General features: G+C 61.7%; 20 protein-coding genes. 11 read left to right on the forward strand and 9 right to left on the reverse strand.

Annotated features, from left to right (window positions below; genetic code table 11):
* The first annotated feature begins 146 nt into the window (after nucleotides 1-146).
* Genes NKI05_RS00200 through NKI05_RS00220 form a run of 5 tightly spaced genes read left to right on the forward strand, consistent with a single transcriptional unit; the run spans nucleotide 147 to nucleotide 7,776 of the window.
* On the forward strand, nucleotides 147-2,897 hold the full coding sequence (locus NKI05_RS00200; protein WP_023815051.1) for a non-ribosomal peptide synthetase: 2,751 nt from the start codon (nucleotides 147-149) through the stop codon (nucleotides 2,895-2,897).
* Entirely contained in the window at nucleotides 2,894-3,874 is a 981-nt protein-coding gene (gene nadE, locus NKI05_RS00205; protein WP_280940080.1) for an NAD(+) synthase, read from the forward strand. Before NKI05_RS00200 ends, nadE begins: the two co-directional genes overlap by 4 nt.
* 6 nt (nucleotides 3,875-3,880) lie before the next feature.
* Nucleotides 3,881-5,908, forward strand: coding sequence for an asparagine synthase (glutamine-hydrolyzing) (asnB, locus tag NKI05_RS00210; protein WP_023815049.1), 2,028 nt, complete (start codon nucleotides 3,881-3,883; stop codon nucleotides 5,906-5,908).
* On the forward strand, nucleotides 5,898-7,454 hold the full coding sequence (locus NKI05_RS00215) for a class I adenylate-forming enzyme family protein (protein ID WP_023830100.1): 1,557 nt from the start codon (nucleotides 5,898-5,900) through the stop codon (nucleotides 7,452-7,454). Before asnB ends, NKI05_RS00215 begins: the two co-directional genes overlap by 11 nt.
* Nucleotides 7,455-7,509: 55 nt before the next feature.
* Nucleotides 7,510-7,776 (forward strand): acyl carrier protein, encoded by a 267-nt coding sequence (locus tag NKI05_RS00220; protein WP_023670883.1) that lies wholly within the window; start codon nucleotides 7,510-7,512, stop codon nucleotides 7,774-7,776.
* Between the two features lie 54 nt (nucleotides 7,777-7,830).
* Here NKI05_RS00220 and NKI05_RS00225 read toward each other — a convergent pair whose 3' ends face one another.
* Complete coding sequence (locus NKI05_RS00225; RefSeq protein ID WP_023689767.1) at nucleotides 7,831-8,523, reverse strand: N5-glutamine methyltransferase family protein; 693 nt, start codon at nucleotides 8,521-8,523, stop codon at nucleotides 7,831-7,833.
* A 486-nt stretch (nucleotides 8,524-9,009) separates the two neighbouring features.
* Between NKI05_RS00225 and NKI05_RS00230 the strand changes: the two genes are divergently transcribed.
* Nucleotides 9,010-9,381, forward strand: a complete 372-nt coding sequence (locus NKI05_RS00230) for a response regulator (protein ID WP_023670881.1) — start codon at nucleotides 9,010-9,012, stop codon at nucleotides 9,379-9,381.
* Between the two features lie 748 nt (nucleotides 9,382-10,129).
* On the opposite strand, the gene NKI05_RS00235 is transcribed toward NKI05_RS00230, so the two are convergent.
* The 8 genes from NKI05_RS00235 to NKI05_RS00270 form a co-directional block, all read right to left on the reverse strand.
* The gene (locus NKI05_RS00235) at nucleotides 10,130-10,315 is read right to left on the reverse strand and encodes a hypothetical protein (RefSeq protein ID WP_023681021.1); all 186 of its coding nucleotides are present in this window, start codon (nucleotides 10,313-10,315) and stop codon (nucleotides 10,130-10,132) included.
* A 638-nt stretch (nucleotides 10,316-10,953) separates the two neighbouring features.
* Nucleotides 10,954-11,253: a hypothetical protein gene (locus NKI05_RS00240; RefSeq protein ID WP_023729588.1), complete on the reverse strand. Its 300-nt coding sequence runs from the start codon at nucleotides 11,251-11,253 to the stop codon at nucleotides 10,954-10,956.
* A 299-nt stretch (nucleotides 11,254-11,552) separates the two neighbouring features.
* Nucleotides 11,553-12,191 (reverse strand): NAD(P)H-dependent oxidoreductase, encoded by a 639-nt coding sequence (locus tag NKI05_RS00245; RefSeq protein ID WP_023670877.1) that lies wholly within the window; start codon nucleotides 12,189-12,191, stop codon nucleotides 11,553-11,555.
* Nucleotides 12,192-12,252: 61 nt separating this feature from the next.
* The gene (locus NKI05_RS00250) at nucleotides 12,253-13,308 is read right to left on the reverse strand and encodes an aldo/keto reductase (protein WP_023670876.1); all 1,056 of its coding nucleotides are present in this window, start codon (nucleotides 13,306-13,308) and stop codon (nucleotides 12,253-12,255) included.
* A gap of 20 nt (nucleotides 13,309-13,328) precedes the next feature.
* The gene (locus tag NKI05_RS00255; RefSeq protein WP_023670875.1) at nucleotides 13,329-14,276 is read right to left on the reverse strand and encodes an ABC transporter ATP-binding protein; all 948 of its coding nucleotides are present in this window, start codon (nucleotides 14,274-14,276) and stop codon (nucleotides 13,329-13,331) included.
* On the reverse strand, nucleotides 14,254-15,252 hold the full coding sequence (locus NKI05_RS00260) for an ABC transporter ATP-binding protein (RefSeq protein ID WP_023670874.1): 999 nt from the start codon (nucleotides 15,250-15,252) through the stop codon (nucleotides 14,254-14,256). The genes NKI05_RS00255 and NKI05_RS00260 overlap by 23 nt, the downstream gene beginning before the upstream one ends.
* 2 nt (nucleotides 15,253-15,254) lie before the next feature.
* Nucleotides 15,255-16,253: an ABC transporter permease gene (locus NKI05_RS00265; RefSeq protein ID WP_023815047.1), complete on the reverse strand. Its 999-nt coding sequence runs from the start codon at nucleotides 16,251-16,253 to the stop codon at nucleotides 15,255-15,257.
* On the reverse strand, nucleotides 16,254-17,240 hold the full coding sequence (locus NKI05_RS00270) for an ABC transporter permease (protein WP_023815046.1): 987 nt from the start codon (nucleotides 17,238-17,240) through the stop codon (nucleotides 16,254-16,256).
* Between the two features lie 312 nt (nucleotides 17,241-17,552).
* Here NKI05_RS00270 and NKI05_RS00275 point away from each other — a divergent pair, with 312 nt between their 5' ends.
* The 5 genes from NKI05_RS00275 (at nucleotide 17,553) to NKI05_RS00295 (ending at nucleotide 23,962) form a co-directional block, all read left to right on the forward strand.
* Nucleotides 17,553-19,163 carry an ABC transporter substrate-binding protein gene (locus NKI05_RS00275; protein WP_023815045.1) on the forward strand — a complete coding sequence of 537 codons (1,611 nt, stop codon included), beginning with the start codon at nucleotides 17,553-17,555 and terminating at the stop codon, nucleotides 19,161-19,163.
* A 63-nt stretch (nucleotides 19,164-19,226) separates the two neighbouring features.
* Nucleotides 19,227-20,411 (forward strand): LLM class flavin-dependent oxidoreductase, encoded by a 1,185-nt coding sequence (locus NKI05_RS00280; protein WP_023670870.1) that lies wholly within the window; start codon nucleotides 19,227-19,229, stop codon nucleotides 20,409-20,411.
* Nucleotides 20,412-20,420: 9 nt separating this feature from the next.
* Nucleotides 20,421-21,458 (forward strand): ABC transporter substrate-binding protein, encoded by a 1,038-nt coding sequence (locus NKI05_RS00285; protein ID WP_023815044.1) that lies wholly within the window; start codon nucleotides 20,421-20,423, stop codon nucleotides 21,456-21,458.
* A gap of 15 nt (nucleotides 21,459-21,473) precedes the next feature.
* Nucleotides 21,474-22,691 (forward strand): acyl-CoA dehydrogenase family protein, encoded by a 1,218-nt coding sequence (locus NKI05_RS00290; protein WP_023815043.1) that lies wholly within the window; start codon nucleotides 21,474-21,476, stop codon nucleotides 22,689-22,691.
* Nucleotides 22,692-22,699: 8 nt separating this feature from the next.
* Nucleotides 22,700-23,962, forward strand: coding sequence for an FAD-dependent oxidoreductase (locus tag NKI05_RS00295; RefSeq protein WP_023815042.1), 1,263 nt, complete (start codon nucleotides 22,700-22,702; stop codon nucleotides 23,960-23,962).
* Nucleotides 23,963-23,971: the final 9 nt, after the last annotated feature.

Below are 23,971 nucleotides of genomic sequence, written 5' to 3' on the forward strand. Positions count from 1 at the left end.
AACGACCGGTGCTGGACACAGATGGCAAAACTTCTGAAGGACGCTCGGGAAGCGCTGGCTAGGCAAGATCGAGGCATCATCCGAATGATTGATGAAAAGATCTCCGCGGCGAGCGATGTTCGACCGTCAGCTTGGCGGGGCCCTGAATGTCCTCAGTGTGTTTGCATTCGGAAGTGGCAAATCAAAACCTACAGGTGGATCTGCGACCCACCCGAAAGTGGTCAGTCGTTCCCGAATATGATCTTGACCAAGGGGGGCCAGTCTGGCGCCGTTACCGACAGATGGGTGCCAAATTTGCGGACACTCCAATCTTCGACCACCTTGGAGATGTCGCCAGGCGGTATCCTGACAAGCTCGCAATCAGCGACGGCGCGAACCGCCTGACTTTTTCTGAGCTTTTCCGGGCGGTCGAGACGCTGGCAACTCATATCGCTGCCGTCGTCCCCGAAGGGCAGGCCATCGGCATCCTGCAAGCAAACTCCGCTTGGTATCCTGTGGCGATGTTGGCGACCATGGCGGCGGGACGGCCTTCGGTCCCGCTCAACACAAGAGATCCCGCCTCTCGCATTTTCGATATAGTCAGTGCCGCGGGGCTCGGCGCGATTATAGGCGCCGAAAATGTTCGCCCGGTCGAATTGGCCCAAGAGATCGTCTGGATCGAAATTGCGGCCGCCGTGGCGTCCAACGATCAACACCCAGAACAGCAGCATAAGCCCCCTATGGTTTCGGTCGATGCGCCCGCATTGGTGCTTTACACTTCGGGCAGCACCGGGCGCCCCAAGGGAATCGTCAACAGCCAACGCAGCCTGCTATGGCGGGTCCGGCAATATGTCGATGCGTGCCATATCAGCGCGGATGACGTTTTCCTGCCGCTGACCGGGCCAGCCACGATCGCCGGTTGCCGGGAGATCTTTGCGGCGCTGCTGACGGGCGCCACGTTGCATCTTCTCGAAGTGGAGGCTGTCGGCCTGCGCGCTACGCGCGCTCGATTGCAGTCCGAAGGTGTGACGATCGCCTATCTTGTGCCGGCACTGCTTCGAGCCCTCCTGGCTGAGGCGCCCGCCGACGCTTCCTGGCCGCTCAGAGTGGCCCGGATCGGTGGGGAGAAAGTGTCATGGATGGACATCGCTTTGCTGCGCAAAGCCGTTTCGGACCAGTGTCTGATCCAGATCGGCTACTCATCGACTGAAACCATCGGTTCGCAATGGTTCTTGCCGCCTGACTGGCCCGAGCAAGACGCGTCGGTTCCCGTCGGCAGGCTGCTCCCTGGTATGACATTCGCTATCGTCGACGAAGCGGAGCGCAATGTAGGGCCAGGCGAAAGTGGAGAGCTTCTGATCAAAAGCCGCTATGTCCTGCTTGGTCATTGGGAGAACGGTGTGGTCGTTCCCGCGCAGCCGGACCCCGACGATCCCGAGGCTCGGCTTTTTTCGACCGGGGACCTCGTTCGGCTCGACGATGATGGCATCTTGAGGATCGTCGGCCGCAAAGGGCGCCAGATCAAGATCAATGGTCGACGCATCGAGCCCGCCGAACTCGAACGGGTCTTGCGTTGCGCGCCTTCGGTGGCGGATGCCGTGGTGATGGTAACGGCCGCGCAGGAACTCATCGCCTTCGCGGTTCCCCAGCGCTTCGCAGGCGGCGCTTTTGCAGACGACCTTCGCCAGCTCCTCAGAATGACCTTGCCGGCACCATTGCGTCCCTTGCGATTGCACCCCGTTGACGCAATCCCACGCCTGTCGGGAGGTAAGGTCGATTTGGCAACACTGGCCGAGATAGATCGTTCGCACGGAAGGAGGGCGCGAGTCGCCCGGTCGTCCACTCTCGATGCTCCGCCCGCCGGAGGAGCAAAGGACACACGTCAAATAGTGCAGCACGCGTGGACGCAGGTTCTCAACACAGGCACTGCCACGGGAAACTGGGATGATGCTGGAGGAGATTCGCTGCAGCTGCTGCACTGCGTGATGGCGATCGAAAACGCCATCGGGCAAGAGCTGGGCCTCGAAGCATTCACCGTCGGCATGAGCTTGGACGAGATGGTTGAGGCGGTCGTCTCTGCACGGTCGGGCGAAGGGCGCGAAAAGAAGCACCACCCCCCGGTTCTTTTCCTGTTTCCAGGGTCCGTTGGCTATGGTCCGAGCCTGGCTGCGTTCGCAGCCGCCATAGGGAAAGTCGCCCGTGTAAACCCGATCCGATATCCGAGCCTTGCGGCGATACTGGACGGACACAACACCCTCAGCGCCATGGCTGGCGCCGCACTCGAGCAGATAAGCCGCATCCAACCTGCGGGCCCCGTGCGACTTCTCGGCCATTCTCTGGGTGGCGCGGTTGCATTCGAGGTTGCCGCACGGCTCATGAAGGCCGGGCGAACGGTGCGGTTCCTGGGCATCCTCGACACGAGCCTTCTGGACGAGCCGAGCAACCATTGGGAGACACTTACCCGTACGTTCTATCGTATTCGCACCAACCGCATATCCGCGCATCGGATGGCTTGCAGAGCCCTTGCGAAGATCACCGTCGCCGTGGGCGGCGAAGCGCGTCTGGCCAGGATTCTGGACAGATTTGCCAATGGAGAGTTCAACCCGACGATCTTCAGGACCAAACTGGAACTGCAGGAGGTTTTAAGGGCGAAGTCATTCTTCCAATGGCTTGAGGCACCGAAACCGGCTCTGCCCCTCTCCGGTACCTTGTTCCGATGTCGCAGGGAGGGAATGCCGCGGGCCTTGGGCTGGGACAGCGTCTTGGCACACCTGGACGTCATTTCGATCACGGGCAGCCACATCGACCTTGTCGTCGAACCAAACCTTGCCACCAACCGTCCGCTTATCGAGACGGCCATCGTGCAGACCTATTCCCCCGCCGAATCTCGCAAAAGGGAGGACTTGTCATCGACATAATTCCGGAATTCAGCAAGGACATGCTGACGCTCGATGCCCGCGCGGAGGTCGATCGCATCGTTGACACCTTGCGCACTCAGGTTCTCGGCACCCTGCATCGTCGCGGCGTGGTTGTCGGTCTTTCCGGCGGTATCGACAGCTCCGTCGTCGCGACCTTGTGCATGCGCGCGTTCGGGAAAGACAAGGTCCTGGGACTGTTCATGCCGGAGCGGGATTCTTCCGGCGGCTCCCTGAGACTTGGCCGCCGCGTCGCGGCACAGCTTGGCATTGAAAGCGTCCTTGAGGACATAGCACCGGCACTGGAGGCCATTGGGGCCTACCGCCGGCAGATCGATGCGATCCAGACCGTCGTTCCCGACTATGGGGAAGGGTGGAAATGCAAGCTGGTGATCGCGTCGGTTCTGGAGAGCAGCGGGCTCAATATAACCCGCCTCACGGTCCAGGATCCGCAGGGTAAAGTAGATACCGTGCGTCTGCCGCCAGCTGCCTATCTGCAGATCGTTGCTGCGACAAACTACAAGCAGCGCCTGCGCAAGATGACGGAATACTATCACGCCGACCGCCTCAAATACGCGGTTGTCGGCACTCCAAATCGCCTCGAGTACGACCAGGGCTTTTTCGTCAAGCAGGGCGACGGAGCCGCCGACGTGATGCCGATCGTTCACCTTTACAAAACCCAGGTTTATCAACTCGCGGAATATCTCGAGGTGGATGATGAAATCCGGCAGCGGCCACCGACCACCGACACCTTTTCCATGACCCAAAGCCAGGAAGAATTCTATTTCGCGCTGCCCTATCACCTGATGGATCTATGCCTCTACGGCCTGAACCACGGGGTCGCCAGCAATGAGCTCGCGGCGGTTGCTGGCCTCACCGAGCCCCAGCTTCAGAAAGTGTTCAAGGACATCGAAGCGAAACGAAGGGCGGCCCACTATCTTCACGCGCGGCCTTTGCTGTCCGCGGAAGGCGGAGATTGACCGAGCATGTGCGGCATCGCTGGAATCGTGGCGCTGAATGCCACAGCGGCTTCTCCTTCGCGGCAGGCGCTGATGCAGATGATGGGCGCGCTGGCGCATCGCGGCCCCGACGGGCGCGGTCTCTACCGGGACAGACGCGCGGGGCTGGCGCATGTGCGCCTGTCCATCGTCGATCTTTCCAGTGGCCAGCAACCGATGGCGGACACAGGCGATACGACGTGGATCGTGTTCAACGGCGAGATATTCAACTACGTCGAATTGCGTGAAAAACTCACGGCGCTCGGCCACCGCTTCCGAACCCGCAGCGACACGGAGGTCGCGCTACACGCCTATCGTGAGTGGGGAGAAACGGCCTTCGAGCGGATGAACGGCCAATGGGCAATTGCGATCTGGGATTCAGTGGCCAATCGTCTTATATTGTCGCGCGACCGCTTCGGCATTTGCCCGCTGTATTTCAGCGAGCATGCGCACCGGCTTTATTTCGCCAGCGAAGTGAAAGCCATTTTCGCGGCCGATCGAACCATACCTCGCGCCCTTGATCCAGCCGGCATCGATCAGACGTTCACGCTCTGGACGGTCGTTCCGCCGCAAGGAGTTTTCCACGGAATCAACGAACTCGAGCCGGGTCGTGTCCGCATCTATCAGGATGGCACCGTTCGTGAGCGGATTTTTTGGCAGCCTTCCTATCCCGACAATTTCGGATCGCGGCAGGGCGAGTTCCCCGGGTCCTCCAACGACGCGGTGGACCGCGTGTCTAGCGCTCTTGAGGCCGCGACGGCGCTCAGAATGGTGCGCGCCGACGTGCCTGTCGGGTGCTACCTCTCCGGAGGGCTGGACAGTTCGCTTGTGGCCTCGCTCGCGAGGCGCTTCGCGGGCGATCGCTTCCAAACCTTCTCCTTGCGTTTTGCCGACGCCGAATATGACGAGACCCGCTTCCAGCGAATGGTTGCCGAGGCGACCGGCAGTGAGCACCATGAAGTGGTCGTTTCGCGCAGAGATATAGCCGGAATCTTTCCGGAGGTAATCCGACACACCGAACGCCCGATACTGAGGACTGCCCCGGCGCCACTCTTCCTGCTCTCGCGCCTAGTGCGCGAGCGTGGAATCAAGGTCGTGCTGACCGGCGAAGGCGCTGACGAAATGTTCGCCGGCTACGACCTGTTCCGCGAAGGCAAGGTCCGCCGCTTCTGGGGGCGCCACCCGACTTCGACACGACGCTCTCGGCTCCTGGAACGCCTTTACCCCTATCTCACCCGCTCGCCGGTGCAACAGCAGGCGATGGCGCGTCAGTTCTTCGGGCGAAATATTCAGGCTTACGACGCGCCGGGCTTTGCTCATGAAACCCGCTGGCAAACCACCAGGGCCATCAAGCGCTTGTTTACGGCCGATATGCGGGCTCGAACGCAGGGCCGCGACGCCGTGTCCGAGTTGCTCGCCCGTCTGCCCGCGCAGTTTGCCCGTTGGAGTCCCCTTGCGCAGGACCAGTATCTCGAGGTGCAAACACTGATGTCGGGCTATCTGCTCTCCTCGCAAGGCGACAGGATGCTGATGGCTCACTCCGTCGAGGGGCGCTTCCCGTTCCTGGACGATGAACTTGTGAGGCTCGCGAATTCGCTGCCGCCCTCCTTCAAACTCCGCGGCCTCGACGAAAAGCACGTGCTGAAGCGCATGGCGGCACCCATCCTGCCCTCCGAGATCGTAGCCCGCAAGAAGCAGCCCTTCCGCGCGCCCAACGCGCTTTGCTTCGTCGGCGCAGACGCTCCGGATTACGCTCGCGAGGCGGTTTCGCAGAAGGCCCTGCGCGAGGCGAATGTCTTCGATCCAAAGGGGGTCACGCACCTGCTTGCCAAATGCCAGGCCAGAACTGGCGATGGCGACCTGTCCAATGCCGACAACATGGCGCTGGTCGGCGTGTTGTCGACCCAACTTCTTCATCAGCAGTTCGTCGCGGGTTGTCCCAGTGCAACGCTCGAATGCACGCTCAGCGTCGACGTCGACTGCGAACATCGGGAAGAGCGCCTGTATGTTGCATGATGCCGTACCATTGCTGCATGACTACCTCGCCCATTCCGCCGTCCGACACGGAAGTAAGGTGGCGCTGGTGTGCAACAGGCAGCGTGTCACCTACCTCGAACTCGAAACGCGAGCCAACGCGATCGCCTGGGACCTGTCCGCATCCGGAGTCGTTCGCGGTGATCGCGTGATGATCTTCGCCGACAACACCGTCGAGACGGTGGTTAGCTTCTGGGCGGTGCTAAAGGCGAATGCGGTGGTGTGCATCGTCAACCCGCTCACCAAGAGCGACAAGCTCGATTATCTGCTCAACGACTGCCGGCCGACGGCGCTCATCACGGACGGCCATCTGCAAGCGATCTTCCGCGAGCCGGCGCGCGGCTGCCCGTCACTTCTGCGGGTGATCGTATCGGGACCGATCGACGACGTCGAACTCGCCCAGCTGCCGTTTGCCGTGCGCTGGGACGCCGCCCTCGCCAATGGCGCGGATACGCCGCCGGCACGGCAGTGCATCGATGTTGATCTGGCAGCCATCATCTACACGTCCGGGTCGACGGGCGAACCCAAGGGCGTGATGCTGACGCACAGAAACATGATGGCCGCGTGCGCGTCTGTCGCTTCCTACCTGGCGATTGCCGAGGACGAGGTGATCCTCAATGTCCTACCCCTCGCCTTCGATTATGGACTGTACCAGATGATCATGGCTTTTCGTACCGGCGCCCGGCTGGTGCTCGAACGCTCGTTCGCTTTCCCGGCACAGATCCTCGGGTTGATCAGGCAGGAGGGAGTTACGGGCTTTCCCGGCGTGCCCACAATCTTTGCCGCACTCTCCGAACTCAGGTCCCTCAAAGACCAGGATTTCTCGAGCATCCGCTACGTCACAAACACTGCGGCAGCCCTACCCCTCAAGCATATTTTCATGCTTCGCGAGCTGTTTTCGGGTGCACGCATCTATTCGATGTACGGTCTCACCGAATGCAAACGTTGCACCTATTTGCCGCCAGAGGACCTCGAGCGAAAGCCATTGAGCGTAGGGATCGCAATCCCGAATACGGAGATGTGGATCGTTGACGAGCATGACAGGCGGATAGGCCCAGGCGTTGTCGGCCAACTCGTCATTCGCGGCGCAACGGTGATGAACGGGTATTGGGGCAAGCCCGAGGCAACGGCCAGGAAACTCAAACCCGGCCCGCTGCCCGGCGAGCAGGTCCTATACACCGGCGACTACTGCCGGATGGATACGGAGGGTTACCTCTACTTCGTTGGCCGTGGGGATGAGATCATAAAGTCGCGAGGCGAGAAGGTGGCGCCAAGGGAAGTGGAAAATGTACTGATGGACATTCCAGGAGTCCGAGAAGCGGCTGTCATAGGTGTTCCCGACGAGCTCCTCGGGCAAGCGGTGAAAGCTTTTGTGGTGATGGAGCATGGAAGAGCCATTGGCGAAAGGGAACTGCAGAAGGAGTGCCAGAAGCGTCTGGAAAACTTCATGGTCCCGAAATCCATCGTCGTTGTGGCGAACCTGCCGATGACGGACACGGGAAAACTCAAGAAAACGGCGCTGTCATGATACGGGGCCAGAACCAAGTCGCTGATTTAATGGTGACGCCACGGAGGACGAATTCATGTTGACCATCAAGGAACGCACCGGAATCTACAGCGAGCAGATTCGTAGTTTCTTGGTTTCGAATTTCTACGTCAGCGACGTCAAGGCATTGCTGGATGACGCATCCTTGCTCGATCAAGGCATTGTCGACTCGACGGGTGTGCTTGAGATTATCGGCTTCATCGAGGAGACCTTTGGCATTACCGTCGAGGATAGCGAACTTCTGCCTGAAAACCTCGATTCCATCCAGGGGATCGAGCAATACATCATCCGCAAAATGAACTGATGGGTAAGCGTAACGCCCAGAGCAGCCCCGTATTTGGTCTGATTGTCGCAGGATTCATGCCTGCGTCTTGACTTGCCCCAGAACCACCCGGCCCTCGCCCGCTTCGTTCGAGACCGAACGGATGTTCTCGAATGCCTTGCTGCGTTCCAGCAGACCCGCTACCTGTCGGTCTTGGCCAAGCCCGACCTCGAAGAGCAGGATGCCGCCACGCCGCAGGTATCGCGGTGCGTCTTTCAGTACGCGCATATGAATGCTCAGGCCGTAAGGGCCGGCTGCAAACGCCTCGCGCGGCTCAAGCTCGATCAGATGGGCGCGGTCGCCCTCGAGCCGCTTTTCAGAAATGTAAGGCGGATTGCAGACGATTACGTCGATAGTTCCGTCTAACCCAAGGCCGATGAGAGAGTCGAACAAGTCGCCCTGAAGCACCGAAAGACGCTCAGCCATGCCGTGATGTGAGGTGTTGCGGCGTGCCGTTTCGACGCATTCATCGGTGAGATCGCTTGCCCAGACAAGGGCGCTGGGCACATGGTAGGCGATCGCGCACGCCAGATTCCCAGTGCCGCAGCACATATCAACTATGCGCGGAGCCGGCAGGTTCATCTGATGCAACACACCAAGCGCGGTCTTGCCGAGCAACTCGGTCTCAGGTCTGGGGACGAGCGCACCGGGCGAAACCAGCAGTTCAAGTCCCATGAACATGGCGCGGCCGGCGCCATAGGCATCAGCTACACTGAACTCTTTGCTCATGGCCGACCCCATCGCTTGATCTCCCCAGTATAGATCTGCGGCGCTCATGCGCCAGCCAAACCTGCTCCGAAATCATGAATTCTCAAGCCTTTCCTTCGAAAAACTGCAGGCACAAACTCGGTGCATCGCACTTCTGACGCTCATTGACCGATTGCAATCTCAGGTCGCCAAAGATGGAGAGAGAGGTGCTGCTCATGCTTTGAAGAGCCAATGGCGCGGTACGGCGGCTTTTAGATTTTGTGGATCGTGGAGAGGGGTAAACGCCTATCCAACTCTGATGGAGCGGAGGCGCGGACCGCAGCTCCATTGACGCGCTAATCTTCGGCTCCGGTAATTCAGCAAGTGGTCGGTGGAAGCGCCTCCGCTCCAGCATCAGCCTCACCTTGCTGCATGGAGAGGTTACCTATAGGTTTGCGGACATGTCGAAACAACTGTCCGAAGGTCTCGGATCGACATCTCATTTCCGGTCAATCGCAGAGAGGGGCCGTGAGCGAAAGCGTGAGTGTTCTGATTGTTGAGGATCAATGGCTAGTCGCGCAGGACACTGCCGCGCGGCTGCGTCGCGCCGGTTATCAGGTGGTCGGACCTGTGCCGTCGGTATCCGCCGCTCTGCGTCTTGTCGAATCGGACAAGATTGACGTGGCGTTGCTAGACATCCAGCTGAACGGTGAAACGGGTCTGCCGGTGGCGAGGATATTGCAGGCGCGAGGCATCCCCTTTGCCTTCTTGTCGGGATTTGGCCCCGCCGACGTTCCCGCGGCTTTCCGCGACTGCAGATTCCTGCCGAAGCCGGCAACCGATGCTGTCATCCTTGCTGCTGTCAGCGAGTTGGCGTCCCTGCGCACAGCTTCGCGCTGACATTCGCTCCGCCGCATTATTACCGGAGTTGCGCCCTGGCGACCTGGTAGGCCGGACGAGGTCAGTCTCACAAAGGGCAACATTGGCGCTTTGGCCATGAGGACGGCGGACTACGACCGGCGAGGACGGAAATTCAGCGTTCAAAAAGCATCCGCCGGGGTTCCACTTCTCGGCCTGTTGGCGGCGATTTGGACTTAGGTCCGATCCCGGTCGCCAGAGGTCGGATTGCGGAACATCTGCCAAGGACCCACGTTCGGGGTTTGAGCACGGAGGTGCCGGCCGATCTCGAAGCGCAAGTTTCACGGGCAACTGTTGGGGAGTGTCGTAGTGCCGATTTCAAACGATATGGGGGACGAGTACCTGGAACTGGAATGTCCAAACTGTTCTCATGTCATCATAAAAAAGGGATCGTGGTTGAAGGTGATATCCAACTTCAACTGCACCCAATGCCATGCAAAAATCAGAATTGGTTATATGACCAAGCTCGCGCTTTTCGAGAAAAAAAGGCAAAGCATGAACCCGGCTGCGCAGTGAGAGTCCTAGCGGCCCGACAGTCGTTTGGGGTGGTGCGTTGAACCGTCGGGCCTGACCGGCCCGATGGCGGGGGAGCCAGGCCGGCTGGGTGAATCGTATACATTAGATCGTGCTTATCAAGCCCAAATACGCGGCGCGACATCGCCTGGTGACGCAACGGTGAACCCCGCGCCCGTATACGCGCTAGCAGGAACGTCGGCGGTCAACATGCCGCTCATTCGTAGAGAGTGCGAACAGCTTCATCAAACAACTCCACCTCGGCTTCAACCTTTTCAGCCGCTTTATCGACCTTGTCGAAACGCTTCAGCATTCGATTGTGGAGCATGGACAAGCGTGCCGCATGGTAGACCACGCTGCGCTTGTAACCTTCAGAGTCGAGTGGTTCGAACAACATTGTCATGGCAGAAATCCTCAATGTTTTTCGTCCTGCAATCCTTCCCTAGTAAACCGCCAGTTAACTCTTTCGTTCCGCTGGTGATGCGAAGGCGCCCGAATGAATAACTCGTTGCGCTGTCTCCAGACTGCACGAGCGTGCTTCGTCTGTCTGAGGTTGGGCCCCAAGGCTTGCGCTTGCCTCGCCTGTTCGGCTCATGCTGCGTCAGTCACGACATCGACGGCCAGCTTCAGTTCAATCGCTTTGGGCGTGAGTTGAATACCGGCGCTGCCAAAAATTGCCGAATGATCATCCTGCTGTGGTGGGACCGCCGAACCCGTCAGGAGCGACGAACCGAGCCGGCTTGGATAGTCGCCCCGCCGCAAGGACGCGAGCGATCGAAGATCACGTCGGCAGGTGCTCTGCCCTCTCTAGGAAGCCGGCGCCGCGCGCACTTACTGAAAAAACCCAAACAGAATAAGAGCGAGAAAGGCAAACAGCAGCGCTGCAGCCGCTAGCAACACACCTTTGTTGGAGCCGCGCCGAGGTTGAGGGTCAGGCACGAGTTTTTTCCGGTTTGGGAGTTCATTCATTGGACATTAATTTGCGGCTGCAAATTAGGTTCCGCTCATGCTTGAATGCCTACAATGCCGCCCCACAGCGCCCTACAGGCGCACGACCTTCGCTAGCCCTAGGCGTATCCGCTGGCCTTCTGCAAAGGACAACGCGAACGATTCCTGATTGAATGACCTGGCAATTTCCTGATCTTTCTCAACCACGCGGACGAACCATTCGCCGCAGGTTTCTGTCACTTCGACGCAAGGCACGGCCTTGCGGAATGGAACCACGTTATCCATCACAGCCGACCTACGAGCAATGGCAACATCGGTCTTGTAAGGCCACCGAATTCGGGATTTCAATAAAAAAGTCGATACGGAGCAGGAGCGGCTCGCCGTGGAGGGCATGGCGAAGCTTCTGAAGCGGTTTGTCTGACCGACTGTCTAACCAGGTTGTCTACCCTCGACGCAAAGCCTTGTTCATCAAGGCGACTGGTAGGCCCGGAGGGCGAACGAAAATCGTCGATTTTGTTGGGTTTTTCGCGGGCAAAAATCAGAAATCTTCCCGCATCGTTCCGTATGGTTCCGAGGACGGCCAAAGCACCGAACGCTCGGTGTTTGGCCTTCAGATGGAGCACGAATAGCGAAACTTCCAGGCAGCCATCACCCTACTACACTAAAAGATGTTCACGACCTTCCCGAACCCCTTAGTTCCGTTTGCCGAGGCAGCCGGCACCTGGCCGAGCCCGATACCCGTCAGCCTGAAGCCAGCCTGACCGGTTGGCTCTTCGGCTGCCGCGCTGAAAGCAACGTCGCGAACTGGTCCACGGCCTGTGCGGCCAGCCCAGGCCCGTTGGATCCAAAAGCTTGCCGTCGGCAAAATCGCTGTCGCTGCCATAGACGACGCTCGGCACCCTCAGCGCCGAATAGAAGCCGAACGGCGGGCGAAGCTGGTGTTCGACCACCAGCGCGTGGCGCTGGCCGCCTCCCGTCGCGCCGATCAGGACTGGGCGATCGACGAGTGCCAGCGGATCGATGAGGTCGAACAGGCCAGCATAGGAACCATTATAGACCGGCGTCGTCACGATCAGCGCGTCGGCTTGTTCGACCGCGGCCACCACATCCAGCGCCTCCGGCGTCGATTCCTTTCGCGTGAACGCAGCACCCAGACCGCGGCCGGCATCGACGAGATCGAGGAAATTCACTGTGACCGACAGTTTTTCGCGCAGTGCCTCACCCAGATGATGCGCCAGCCTCCGTGATTTCGACGGCCTATGGGTGTTGCCTGACAACACGACGATGTTCTGGCGCAGCCGTTCGACATGGAAATTCGTGGTCTCTCTCATCTGTGCGAAATGATTGGAGACTCTGACGGGGCCGCCGGCCCCGCCAGTCCACAGCTGACCGTCAGGCGGCGCGCAGAGGCCGCGTCAGCGGGATCGGTGCGGCCGGCTCGGAACGCGGCACACGGCCTTCGACCGGATGGCTCGGATCGTTGAACCCATGCGTCGAGGCATGGCCGGCGGTGACGAGGCGGTCGACAAAGGCCTCGTCCTCGGCGGTCAGCCTGAAGTCCAGCGCCTTGGCGTAGCTGTCCCACTGTTCCTCAGTGCGCGGACCGGCGATCGCCGCCGTGATCAGCCGGTTGTTGAGCACCCAGGCCAGCGCGAAATCGGCGGCCGAGACACCGCGCGACTTTGCGTGCGCCGCGATCTGCCTGGCGATCTCGATCGATTCCGGGCGCCACTCGGTCTCGGCGATACGCTTGTCGCCACGCCCGGCCCTAGTGTCGGCGGCTGGCGCCTGGTTGGGCTCGTATTTGCCGGTCAGCACGCCGCGCGCCAGCGGGCTGTAGGAGACGACACCAAGACCAAAATAGGCTGCCGCCGGCAGTTGCTCGGCCTCGGCGGTGCGGTTGACGATGTTGTAGAGCGGCTGGCTGGCCACCGGCCGGTCGATGCCGAGTTCATCGGCGAGATGCGCGACTTCGGCGATGCGCCAGCCACGGAAGTTCGACACGCCGAAATAGCGCAGCTTGCCCTGGCGGATCAGGTCGGCGATGGCCCGCACCGGCTCCTCCAGCGGCGCATCGAAGACGGCGCGGTGGAAATAGAACAGGTCGATGTAGTCTGTTCCCAGGCGCCTCAGACTGTTCTCGACGGTCTGGATCACCCATTTGCGTGAATGGCCGCCGAGATTGGGACCCTTGTCATGCGAGTTGACGAATTTGGTCGCCACCACCCAATGATCGCGCGTCGCCTTGATGCCGCGGCCAACAACTTCCTCGGACTTGCCATTGTGGTAGACGTCGGCGGTGTCAATGAAATTGACGCCTTGCTCGCGCGCCTTGTCGATGATGCGGTGCGCGACCGTCTCCTCGGTCGGCCCGCCGAACATCATGGTGCCAAGGCTGAGCGGGGAAACCTTCAGGGCGCTGCGGCCGAGATAGCGGTAATCGGACATTGTTTTGCTCCGTTGAACTTTCAGTTGAGGGTTGGTTCGGCGTAGTGGCAAGCGACGTGATGCCCCGCCGCGATCGCCCGGAATGCAGGCTCCTGCGAACGGCAGAGATCCGTCGCCAGCGGGCAGCGCGTGTGGAAACGGCAACCGCTGGGGATGTTCTGCGGGCTTGGCAGATCGCCATGGATCGGCGCTGCCTGACGCCGGCGCACCGGGTCCGGCACGGCGTCCATCAGTGCGCGCGTGTAGGGATGTTTTGGCGAGGTCCACAGCGTCGCATTGTCGGCGCTTTCGACGATGCGTCCGAGATACATGACCAGCACCCGGTCAGCGAAATAGCGGACCACCGACAGATCATGCGAGATGAACAGGTAGGACAGGCCGAGCTGCCGTTTCATGTCGACCAGCAGGTTGAGGATCTGGGCCTGGATCGAAAGGTCGAGTGCCGACACCGGCTCGTCGCAGACGACCAGTTCCGGATTGAGGATCAGTGCCCGGGCGATGCCGATGCGCTGGCGCTGACCACCGGAAAATTCATGCGGGTAGCGGCCAAGCGAATCCTTGGGCAGACCGACGCGCTCGATTATATCCTCTACAATCTTGCGCCGCTCGGCCTTGTTGCCGATGCTATGGACTTTCAGCGGCGCGGTCAGGATGTCGCCAATCGTGTGGCGCGGGTTGAGCGACGCGAACGGATCCTGGAAAATCATCTGGATGTTGCGGCGCGCCGCCTTCAGCCGGCGGGCGTCGAGAACGGTGATGTCGGTGCCGTTGAACTCGATCTTGCCGCTGGTCGGATCGACCAGCCGCATGATCGTCTTGCCGAGGCTCGATTTTCCGCAGCCGCTTTCGCCGACGAGGCCAACCGTTTCGCCGCGTCCGACCTCGAGCGAGACGCCGTCGACGGCGCGCAACGCACCACCCTGAGCATGGAAATGCGTGGAGAGGTCAGAGACCGAGAGCAGCGCCATGCGCAACCTCCGGAATGAAGCTGTAGGGGCAGGCGACGAGGCGATCCTCGCTCACCTCGACGAGGTCGGGCACGAAATGGGCGCAGCTATCGCGCGCCACCGCGCAGCGCGGCCGGAACGGGCAGCCTTTCTCGCCAGCGGCCGAGACGATGCTGCCGGGTATCTCCGTCAGCCTGGCGTCGCGGTAGTGCAGATTGGTCTTCAGCCTTGGCGAAGCGGCCAGCAGGCCGCGCGTATAGGGATGGAGCGGGGTTCTGAACAGCGCGCCGGGCAGCGCCTGTTCAACCTTGCGTCCTGCATACATGACGACGACCTTGTCGGCCCACTGCGCGACGACGCCGAGATCGTGGGTGATGAGCACGACAGCCATCGACAGTTCGCGGCGCAGCGTATCGAGCAGGTCGAGCACCTGCGCCTGGATGGTCACATCCAGCGCCGTCGTAGGTTCGTCGGCAATCAGCAGGCGCGGACGGCAGGCAACGGCAATGGCAATCATGACTCGCTGGCGCATGCCACCGGAAAGCTGGTGGGGATAGTCGTCGATGCGCCGCTGCGGATCGGGAATACGCACCAGATTGAGAAGCTCGATGGCACGGTTCCGCGCTGCCTTGCCGCGTATGCCTTCGTGCAGCGTCAGTACCTCGGTGATCTGCCGGCCGATGGTCAGCACCGGGTTGAGCGACGTCATCGGCTCCTGGAAGATCATGGCGATCTCGCGCCCGCGCAGGTTCCGCATCGCCTTCTGGTCGAGACCGAGCAGATCCCTGCCGGCGAACTCGATCCTTCCATTGGGGATCTTCGCCGAGCGCGGCAGAAGCTGCATCAGGGCAAGTGCTGTCAGCGATTTGCCGGAGCCCGATTCGCCGACGATCGCCAGCGTCTCGCCTTCGCCGACCTCGAAACTCAGCCGGCTGACCGGCTCGGTGCTCGGGAAGCGAACCGTCAGATTGTCGACCTTGAGCAAAGCAGCGGCCATCTCTAGCGCTCCTGCAAGAAGCGCGGGTTGAGCGCGTCGTTGAGGCCGTCGCCGATCAAGTTCAGCGCCAGCACGGTGAAGACGATCGCAAGCCCCGGCAGTGCTGTCAGATACCAGGCGGTGCGGATCAACTCCCTGCCCGCTCCTATCATCGAACCCCAACTGACGACATTGGGATCGCCGAGGCCCATGAAGGACAGCGCCGATTCCATCAGGATTGCGGTTGCCACCATCACCGACGAGGTCACGATCAAAGGCGGCAGCGCGTTTGGCAATATCTCCCGAAAAATGATGCGGGCATGGCCATAGCCGAGGCTGCGCGCGGCCATGACGAAATCCTTTTCGCGAATGGCGCGGAATTCGGCGCGGGTCAGCCGCGCCACCGTCGGCCAGGTGATGACGGCGATCGCCACCGTCACGACAAGCGCCGTCGGTTGCGCGATCGCCACCATGACGACCAGAAGCACGAAGCTCGGTATGGTCTGAAAGATCTCGATCAGGCGCACCAGCACGTCATCGATCCAGCCGCCGAAATAGCCGGCGGTGGCGCCGACAAGGATGCCGAAGCTCAGGCCAAGTGCTGTCGCCACCAGGCCGACGAACAGCGAAATCCGCGCGCCATGCAGAATGCCGGAAAGCACGTCGCGGCCCATGGAATCGGTGCCCAGCGGGAAGGCAGGATTCTGGCCTGGCCACAGGAAGGGCCGCGCCACCATCGACAGCGGATCGGCCGGATAGAGGACGGGCGCCAGCAATGCTGCGAGCACGACCAGCGACAGGAACACCACGCCGAACATGGCGTTGGGATTGCGGAGGAAAATCCTCAGCGCCCGGCCGCCGGCTGCAATCGGTACCGACGCCGCAGAGGCGGAGCGCGCGTCGGGCGCGTGAAGATTGCTCCAGCTCTTCGCCTCGGGTTCAGCCGGTGCCGCAGGCTCGCGAGCCTCGGCATAGGCGCGGCGGGAGCGGGCGTCGCCCGCGACGAAATCGGTTGAAGCCATTCAGCGCACTCCGATGCGGGGATCGAGCCAGGCGTGCAGCAGATCGACCGTCGCATTGGCGACGATGACCAGCAGCGACGACAGCAGCAGGATGCCGAGCAGCACCGTGAAATCGCGGCCCATGACCGCCTCGAAGGCGAGGCGCCCGAGGCCGGGCCAGGAATAGACGGTCTCGACAACCACGGCGCCGCCGAGCATGCCGCCGACATGCATGCCGGCCATGGTGGTGATGGGGATCAGCGCGTTGCGCAGGACATGGCGGATGGTGATGATGGTCGGCGACAGGCCCTTGGCGGCGGCGGTTCGCACATAGTCCTGCGACTGGACTTCCAGCATCGCCGCCCGCGTCAGCCGCGCATAGATCGCCACGTAGAACAGCGCCAGCGACAGCGCCGGCAGGATCATGTAGCGCACCTTGTCCCACACGCCGGCAAGGCCGGTCAGGTTGCTGCCTATGGTTCCCGAACCGCCGCTCGGCAGCCAGCCGAGCTTGACCGAGAACAGCACGATCAGCATCAAGCCGATCCAGAAGCCCGGGATCGAATAGAACAGCAGCGAAACCACCGAAAGCAGACGATCCGGCAGGTGTCCCGAAAACACCGCCATCAACGATCCGAGGACGAGACCGAGTGCGATGGCGATGCTCAGCGCCACCGCCATCAGCAACAGTGTGCCCGGCAGCCGCTGGCTGATCAGGTCGGCGACCGGCATGCCGTAGCGCGGCGAAAAGCCGAGGCTGAAATGCGCCAGGTTGTAGAGATAGTTGAACAGCTGGACGAGCAGCGGATTGTCGAGCCCGAAGCGCTCGCGCAGCGCAGCCATGGTTTCCACCGTGGCCGAACCGGCCTCGCCGGCCATGACGTCGGCAGCATCGCCCGGCGCAAGCTGCAGCAGGAAGAAGTTCAGGATGACGATGCCCAGAACGGTCGGCACCGCCTGGATCGCGGTGCGTCGAAACGTTCTGCCAATGCGCGTCAGGGTCGACATCGTTTTCGCTATCCCGGCTGTGGCTGACGATGCGGGTTTGCTGTTCCCGGAAGTTCCGTGCTTTTTAGTTGACAAGATTTATAGACATTGTCAAATCTGATCTAAGAAATTTTGTTCTGCAAATGGCGAAACTGCAGAATAGAATTTTGTTTCATGCTACAAAAAAAGCCATTTGAAGTATGAAATCTTAAGTGCGGGAGCGCGGCGGCCAAATCTTTTCACAAACGGGCCGGCTCTTGGAACGATGGATTTTTCACCCGGCTGCCGACGACCGGCCGATTGATGCCGGCAGCAAAAAAGGACCAGGGCACCATGTCTCATTTCCTCACTCCGAACCGCCGCAGGTTCCTCGGCCTTTCGGCGACAGTGCTCGGAGCCACCCTGTTGCCCGCATCGCGCAGTGCCTACGCAGCCGAGCCGAAACAGGGTGGGACGGCGACGCTGCTGCTCTCGGCCGAGCCGCCGGTGCTGACGACGATCGCCCACACCGCATTCAATTCGGTCTACGTCTCGGCAAAGACCACCGAGGGCCTGCTGACCTATGATTTCGATCTCACGCCGCGGCCATCGCTGGCCAGGCAGTGGTCGGTCAGCGACGATGGCCTGCAATACACATTCAAGCTGCGCGAAGGCGTGAAGTGGCATGACGGCCAGCCATTCACCGCTGCCGACGTCGCCTATTCGATCGCCACGATCAAGGAGGTTCATCCGCGCGGCCGCAACACCTTCCTCAACCTTGTCGATATCCAGACGCCGGATCCGCTGACCGTGACGCTGGTTCTGTCGAAGCCGGCACCTTACCTGATCACGGCGCTGGCCGCGGCCGAAACGCCGATCGTGCCGAAGCATCTTTATGACGGCAGCAAGGCCGCCGAGAATCCGGTCAACACTGCTCCGATCGGCACCGGCCCATTCGTCTTCAAGGAATGGGTCCGCGGCAGCCACATCGTCTACGAACGCAACCCCGGCTATTGGGATGCACCGCGCCCCTATCTCGACCGGCTGATCGTGCGTTTCATTCCGGACGCCTCGGGACGCGCACTGGCGCTCGAGACCGGCGAGATCGACCTGGCGCCGGCAACGCCGATCCCGTACAGCGATTTGCAGCGATTCGAAACGCTGCCGCATATCGGCTTCGAGAAGCAGGGTTACCAGTATTCCAACGGCATCAGCCGGGTCGAGTTCAACCTGGAGAAACCCTATTTCCAGGATGTTCGCGTCCGCCGCGCCTTCGCCCATGTCATCGACCGCGACATCATCCGCGACACCATCAACTACGGCTATGGCGCGACCATTCCGGGCCCGATCAATCCCAATCTGAAGAAGTGGTTCGTCGCCGACCTGAAGACCTATCCGGTCGACATTGCTGCCGCTGAGAAACTGCTCGACCAGGCAGGCTTGCCGCGCGACGCCGACGGCATCCGGCTCAAGCTTGTCCACGATTATGTTCCGAGCGGTGAGACCTACAAGCGTGGCGCTGAATACATCAAGCAGGCGCTGTCCGGGGTCGGGATCGCGGTCACCGTGCGCAGCCAGGATTTCGCCACCTACACCAAGCGCATCTACACCGACCGCAATTTCGACTTCACCTTTAACGGCATGAGCAATCTGTTCGACCCGACGGTCGGCGTGCAGCGCCTCTACTGGTCGAAGAATTTCAAGCCGGGCGTGCCGTTCTCGAATGGCTCGAAATACAGCAACCCCAAGGTCGATGAACTTCTTGAAGCGGCCGCTGTCGAGGTCGACCACGAAAAGCGCTTCGAGCAATGGGCCGCGATCCAGCAGATCCTGGTCGAGGACCTGCCCGACATCGGCATTGTCAGCCAGCCGGAAATCACCCTCTACAACAAGCGCATCGCCGACCACACGGTGGGCGCCGAGGGCAATGCCGGCTCCCTCGCAACAGCCCACATCGTCGCCTGATCCGCCGAACCCGTGCGCGGTCTTCGCGCACAGGTTCCCTGCCTCCATCCGAGAAAGTTCGCCATGACGCTCGCCCATAAGCCTGGTTCCATCGTCGGCACGCCCTTCTTCAGGGCGCCCACCGATTATCCCGACAGCCCACTGTCGAAAGCGCTTCAGCAGCCGGTGCTGCTCGGGCTGTTCCTGCCGATCCAGGCCGGTGGTTGGACCAACTCGACCCTGGAGCGTTCGACCGACTGGCGCTTCGACTACAATCGCGACCTGACGCTCAGGGCGGAAGAGCTTGGCTTCGACCTTGTCTTTGCCCTCAGCCAATGGCTGCCCAAGGGTGGTTATGGCGGTGTCTTCAACGGCCAGGCGCTTGACAGTTTCGTTTCCATCGCAGCCATGGCCGCGATCACAAAGAGGATCATGCTGATCTCGACCATGCATGTTCTCTACGGCCCGTGGCATCCGCTGCATCTGGCGAAATTCGGCGCTACTCTCGACCACATCTCCGGCGGCCGCTGGGGCATCAATGTGGTCACCGGCCATCGCGCCGTCGAACACGAGATGTTCGGCTGGAACCGCATCGAGCATGACCGCCGCTACGAACTCGCCGCCGAGTTTGTCGAAGTGCTGCAGCGGCTGTGGCAGGACGACGAGAATTTCTCCTTCTCCGGAGAATCGAGCTGGAAGCTCAACGGCGGCTTTGTCACGCCGAAGCCGAATTACGGCCGGCCGATCCTGGTCAACGCCACCGGCTCCGACGCCGGCATTTCCTTTGCCGGCCGTTACTCCGACATCGTCTTCGTCACCAGCCCGGCCGGCTCAGACATAGCCAGCGCGCTGGAGGCGCTGCCGGCGCATACCAAGAAGGTAAAGGACGCGGCCCTCGGTGTCGGCCGCACCGTGCGCACGCTGCTCAACCCGCTGGTCATCAGCCGTCCGACCGAGAAGGAAGCCTGGGCGGTCGCCGACCAGATCGTCGCCCATGCCGACAGCCGCACGCCGAAAGGCTTCCAGACCTTCAACAGCGACGCCCAGGCCTGGAAAGGTCGAGAAGGCCGTGACGATCCCTACGCCAAGGTCGGCGGCAACATCTATCTCATCGGCACGCCCGAGCAGATCGTCGACCAGTTCGTCAAGCTCAAGGACGCCGGCATCGACGGACTGCAACTGTCCTTCTTCGACTTCAAGCCGGATCTCGAATTCTTCGGCGAGAACATCCTGCCGCTGATGAAGCAGGCCGGCCTGCGCAACGTCTGAGGAGCAATCATGACCACGACTGCGATCTCCGAAATCTGGTACACACGCTGCCCGGTGCCGACGCCTGTCGGACTTGCGGCACAACTCGGGCTTCTCGACGAAACCTTCCGCAAGGAAGGGATCGAATTGAAGTCGATCATCGACTCGCCCAACCGCGATATCCGCCAAAGCCATTTCAACCACACGCTCGACTGGTCGTTCCGCCACGGCGGCAACGTGCCGCCGATCCGTGCCCGTTCCGAAGGGCGCAAGACGCGTCTCGTCGGCATCACCTGGACCGACGAGTTCCAGGCCATCATCGCCTTGCCCGGCTACGGCATCAAAACGACCAGAGACCTGAAAGGCCGCCGCTTCGGCATCGCCCGGCGTCCCGAAGGCATCGTCGACTTCATGCGGGCGACGGCGCTGAAGGGCCTGGTATCGGCGCTGTCGCTCGAGGGCCTCAGCCATGCCGACGTCGAGATCGTCGACATCGCGCTGACCGACAGTGTGCTCGACAGCCAGGAAGGGCCATCGTTGTTCGGCCTCAAGCGCAAGCAGGCCTATGGCGAGGAGGCAGCAGCCCTGATCCGTGGCGAGGTCGACGCCATCTATGTCAAGGGCACGGCCGGCATCAATGTCGCCAATCTGATCGGCGCCATCCAGGTCGCCGAATTCGGCTTCCACCCGGAGCCCAATATCCGCATCAATTCCGGTTCGCCGCGCGTGCTGACCGTCGACGATTTGCTGGCCGAAGAACGCCCCGATCTGGTCGCTCGGCTGATCGAGACGATCCTGCGCGCCAGCGCCTGGGCCGAGGCGCATCCCGACGAGACGCGGCGCTTCGTTGCCCGCGAATCCGGCGCCACCGAAGAGCAGGTGCTGGCGGCCAACGGTCCGGATGTCCACAAACATCTCGGCCTCGGGCTGCAGCCCGAGCTCATCGCGGCGGTTTCCCACTACAAGGATTTCCTGTGCGACTGGGGTTTTCTCGCCAGCGATTTCGACGTCGAGAAATGGGTCGATCGCCGGCCGCTCGATCTGGTGACCATTCGCGCCGCCGCCTGAGAGGAAGCCAGCTTCATGACCTCGACCATTCCCGAGTTTCCACAACTCCTCGACACGGCAGCCGGCCTTGCCAACGACTTCGCGCTGACCGCCGCGCATCACGACGCGACCGGGGATTTTCCGTTCGCCAATTTCGACCGGCTTCACCAGGCCGGGCTGCTTGGCCTGGTGACGGCGCGCGAGCATGGGGGCCTCGGTGGCGGGCTGATGGAAGCCCAGGCATTGATCGCCGAGATCGGCCGTGGCGAGCCGTCGACGGCGCTGGTGCTGGCCATGCATTACAACAGCCAGTACGCGCTGCGGAAATCCGGCAAATGGCCGCGCCATCTGGTGCAGCGGATTGTCGAGGCCAGCCGCCTCGGCCCTGCTTTGATCAACGCCGCGCAGGCCGAGCCGGGGATCGGCTCGCCCGCTCATGGCAAGCCGCCCGAAACCATTGCCCGGCGCGACGGCAATGTCTGGCGGATATCCGGCCACAAGAATTACGTCACCGGCATTCCCATTCTGAAATGGGTGAACTTGCTGGCGCTGACCGACGAGCCGCAACCGCGCCTCGCCTCGTTCCTGGTGCCGACCAATGCGCCGGGATTGCGCGTCGAAAAGACATGGAATGCCGCCGGCATGCGGGCCACCGCCAGCGACGATGTCATCCTCGACAATGTCGTGGTGCCTGCCGAAGACATTACCGAGGCACAGCCGGCGTCTGAACCGCTGAGGCGTGAAGAAGGGCCGACAGCGTTCTTCTTTTCGCTGATCGGCGCTGTCTACCATGGTGCGGCCCGCGCGGCCCGTGACCGGCTGGCCTCCTTCGTCACCACGCACGCGCCGGCGAGCCTCGGCGCGCCGCTATCGACGGTGCCGCACATCCAGGCGGGGCTGGGCGACATCGAGGTTCGGCTTGCGACCAGCACGCGGCTGCTGCGTTCGCTCGCCGAAGATGTCGATGCCGGCCGACCGGTCGGCACCGACGGCATGACGGTCAGGCATGTCGTCATCGACAATGCCGTTGCCGTCACCTCGCTGGCGCTGGAGCTTGCCGGCAATCCCGGCCTCAACAGAGACTTCCAGCTCGAGCGCCACCATCGCGATACGCTGACCGCGCGCTCGCATGCACCACAGAACCACATGATCCGCACGATCGCCGCCAAAGCGGCGCTCAGCCGCCACGCTGCCCCTCAGGTAGCCGAGCCGCCGGCTGTTGCTGTCAAACCCAGGCTCAAGGCGGTCGGGTGAGCGGCGTCATGGCATCCGAACATGTCGAAGTCGCCATCGTCGGTGGAGGCCCTGGCGGCCTGACACTGGCGCAGGGCCTGAAGAAGAACGGCATCGGCGCCGCCGTCTTCGAGAAGGATCGCGCCCGCACCGACTATGTCCAGGGTTTCCGCCTGCGCATCCGCCAGCGCGGCATCGATTCGCTGATCGCCAATCTGCCGCCGGAACTCTACGAAGCCTTTGTTGCCACGCTCGGCCAGGCGCCGGACCGCAACATCCTGCTCGACGAGAATTTCGAAACCTTGGGCGAGGATGCCTCGGGTGGCGGCAATGCGCAGGGCGAGATCGACGATACCCACATCGAAAAATCGGTGAGCCGCATCACGCTGCGCCAGGTGCTGCTGTCTGGCCTCGACGGCATCGTGCGCTACGGCAAGGTCTTTTCACGCTACGAAGAGCAGCCGGACGGCTCGGTAACGGCGCATTTCGAGGATGGCTCGGCAATTCACGCCGATGTGCTGGTTGGAGCCGACGGCGCCCGCTCGCGCGTGCGCCAGCAGTTGGTGCCGCATGCGCGAAGCTTCGACACCGGCGTCAGGCGCTTGGCCGGCAAGATGACGCTGCATGCCGCAGCCCTTCACCAGATCTCGCCGCTGCTGCTCGACTACAATGCCGGCATCCGGCCGTCGGAAGGTCACGGGCTGATGGTCACCAGCCATCGCGTCAATGTCGAGGCCTATCGTAGATATGGGCTGATCGGGCTGGACGACGACACCCACAAGGACGTTGCCGGTTTCCATTTCAACAACACCACCAGCTATGTCTGGTGGAACACCGCGTATGAAAAGGATGAGCTCGCCACGGACGATGCGCTGGCAAGGCTCTCCGGCGCCGAACTGCTCGACTTGCTGATCTCGAAGATCGGCCACTGGCACAAGGACCTCCTCAACCTCATTCGCTACACCGACCCGTCGACGGTGGCGCTGTTGCATGTCCACAGCTCGGAGCCTGTCGATCCGTGGCCGACGAAACGCGTGACGCTGCTCGGCGACGCCATCCATGCCATGACCTATTTCCGTGCGCTCGGCGGCAACACCGCGATCTATGATGCCGGGCTGCTGGTGCCGGAACTGGTGGCCGCCAAACGCGGCGACAAGCCGCTTCTCGAAGCCTTGTCGGACTATGAGGCGAGGATGCTGGAACACGGCGCCAATGCGGTGCGGTCTTCGCTGACGGCGATGCAAAAGAACGTGCTCGCAGGCCGTAGACGTCAATCGGAAGCCGCCGAATAGCAGCCCCCA

This window comes from Mesorhizobium sp. M0771, from assembly GCF_040320155.1.
Taxonomy (GTDB): Bacteria; Pseudomonadota; Alphaproteobacteria; order Rhizobiales; family Rhizobiaceae; genus Mesorhizobium.

Bases quoted from the DNA above. Each gene is read 5' to 3' on its own strand.
- NKI05_RS00260 (WP_023670874.1), bottom strand. From the start codon at position 15,252: ATGGCCGCTGCTTTGCTCAAGGTCGACAATCTGACGGTTCGCTTCCCG.
- NKI05_RS00255 (WP_023670875.1), bottom strand. From the start codon at position 14,276: ATGGCGCTGCTCTCGGTCTCTGACCTCTCCACGCATTTCCATGCTCAG.
- NKI05_RS00270 (WP_023815046.1), bottom strand. From the start codon at position 17,240: ATGTCGACCCTGACGCGCATTGGCAGAACGTTTCGACGCACCGCGATC.
- NKI05_RS00290 (WP_023815043.1), top strand. From the start codon at position 21,474: ATGACCTCGACCATTCCCGAGTTTCCACAACTCCTCGACACGGCAGCC.
- NKI05_RS00275 (WP_023815045.1), top strand. From the start codon at position 17,553: ATGTCTCATTTCCTCACTCCGAACCGCCGCAGGTTCCTCGGCCTTTCG.
- NKI05_RS00295 (WP_023815042.1), top strand. From the start codon at position 22,700: ATGGCATCCGAACATGTCGAAGTCGCCATCGTCGGTGGAGGCCCTGGC.
- NKI05_RS00265 (WP_023815047.1), bottom strand. From the start codon at position 16,253: ATGGCTTCAACCGATTTCGTCGCGGGCGACGCCCGCTCCCGCCGCGCC.
- NKI05_RS00280 (WP_023670870.1), top strand. From the start codon at position 19,227: ATGACGCTCGCCCATAAGCCTGGTTCCATCGTCGGCACGCCCTTCTTC.
- NKI05_RS00220 (WP_023670883.1), top strand. From the start codon at position 7,510: ATGTTGACCATCAAGGAACGCACCGGAATCTACAGCGAGCAGATTCGT.
- NKI05_RS00250 (WP_023670876.1), bottom strand. From the start codon at position 13,308: ATGTCCGATTACCGCTATCTCGGCCGCAGCGCCCTGAAGGTTTCCCCG.
- NKI05_RS00285 (WP_023815044.1), top strand. From the start codon at position 20,421: ATGACCACGACTGCGATCTCCGAAATCTGGTACACACGCTGCCCGGTG.
- NKI05_RS00235 (WP_023681021.1), bottom strand. From the start codon at position 10,315: ATGACAATGTTGTTCGAACCACTCGACTCTGAAGGTTACAAGCGCAGC.
- NKI05_RS00225 (WP_023689767.1), bottom strand. From the start codon at position 8,523: ATGAGCAAAGAGTTCAGTGTAGCTGATGCCTATGGCGCCGGCCGCGCC.
- NKI05_RS00215 (WP_023830100.1), top strand. From the start codon at position 5,898: ATGTTGCATGATGCCGTACCATTGCTGCATGACTACCTCGCCCATTCC.
- asnB (WP_023815049.1), top strand. From the start codon at position 3,881: ATGTGCGGCATCGCTGGAATCGTGGCGCTGAATGCCACAGCGGCTTCT.
- NKI05_RS00245 (WP_023670877.1), bottom strand. From the start codon at position 12,191: ATGAGAGAGACCACGAATTTCCATGTCGAACGGCTGCGCCAGAACATC.
- NKI05_RS00240 (WP_023729588.1), bottom strand. From the start codon at position 11,253: ATGCCCTCCACGGCGAGCCGCTCCTGCTCCGTATCGACTTTTTTATTG.
- NKI05_RS00200 (WP_023815051.1), top strand. From the start codon at position 147: ATGTCCTCAGTGTGTTTGCATTCGGAAGTGGCAAATCAAAACCTACAG.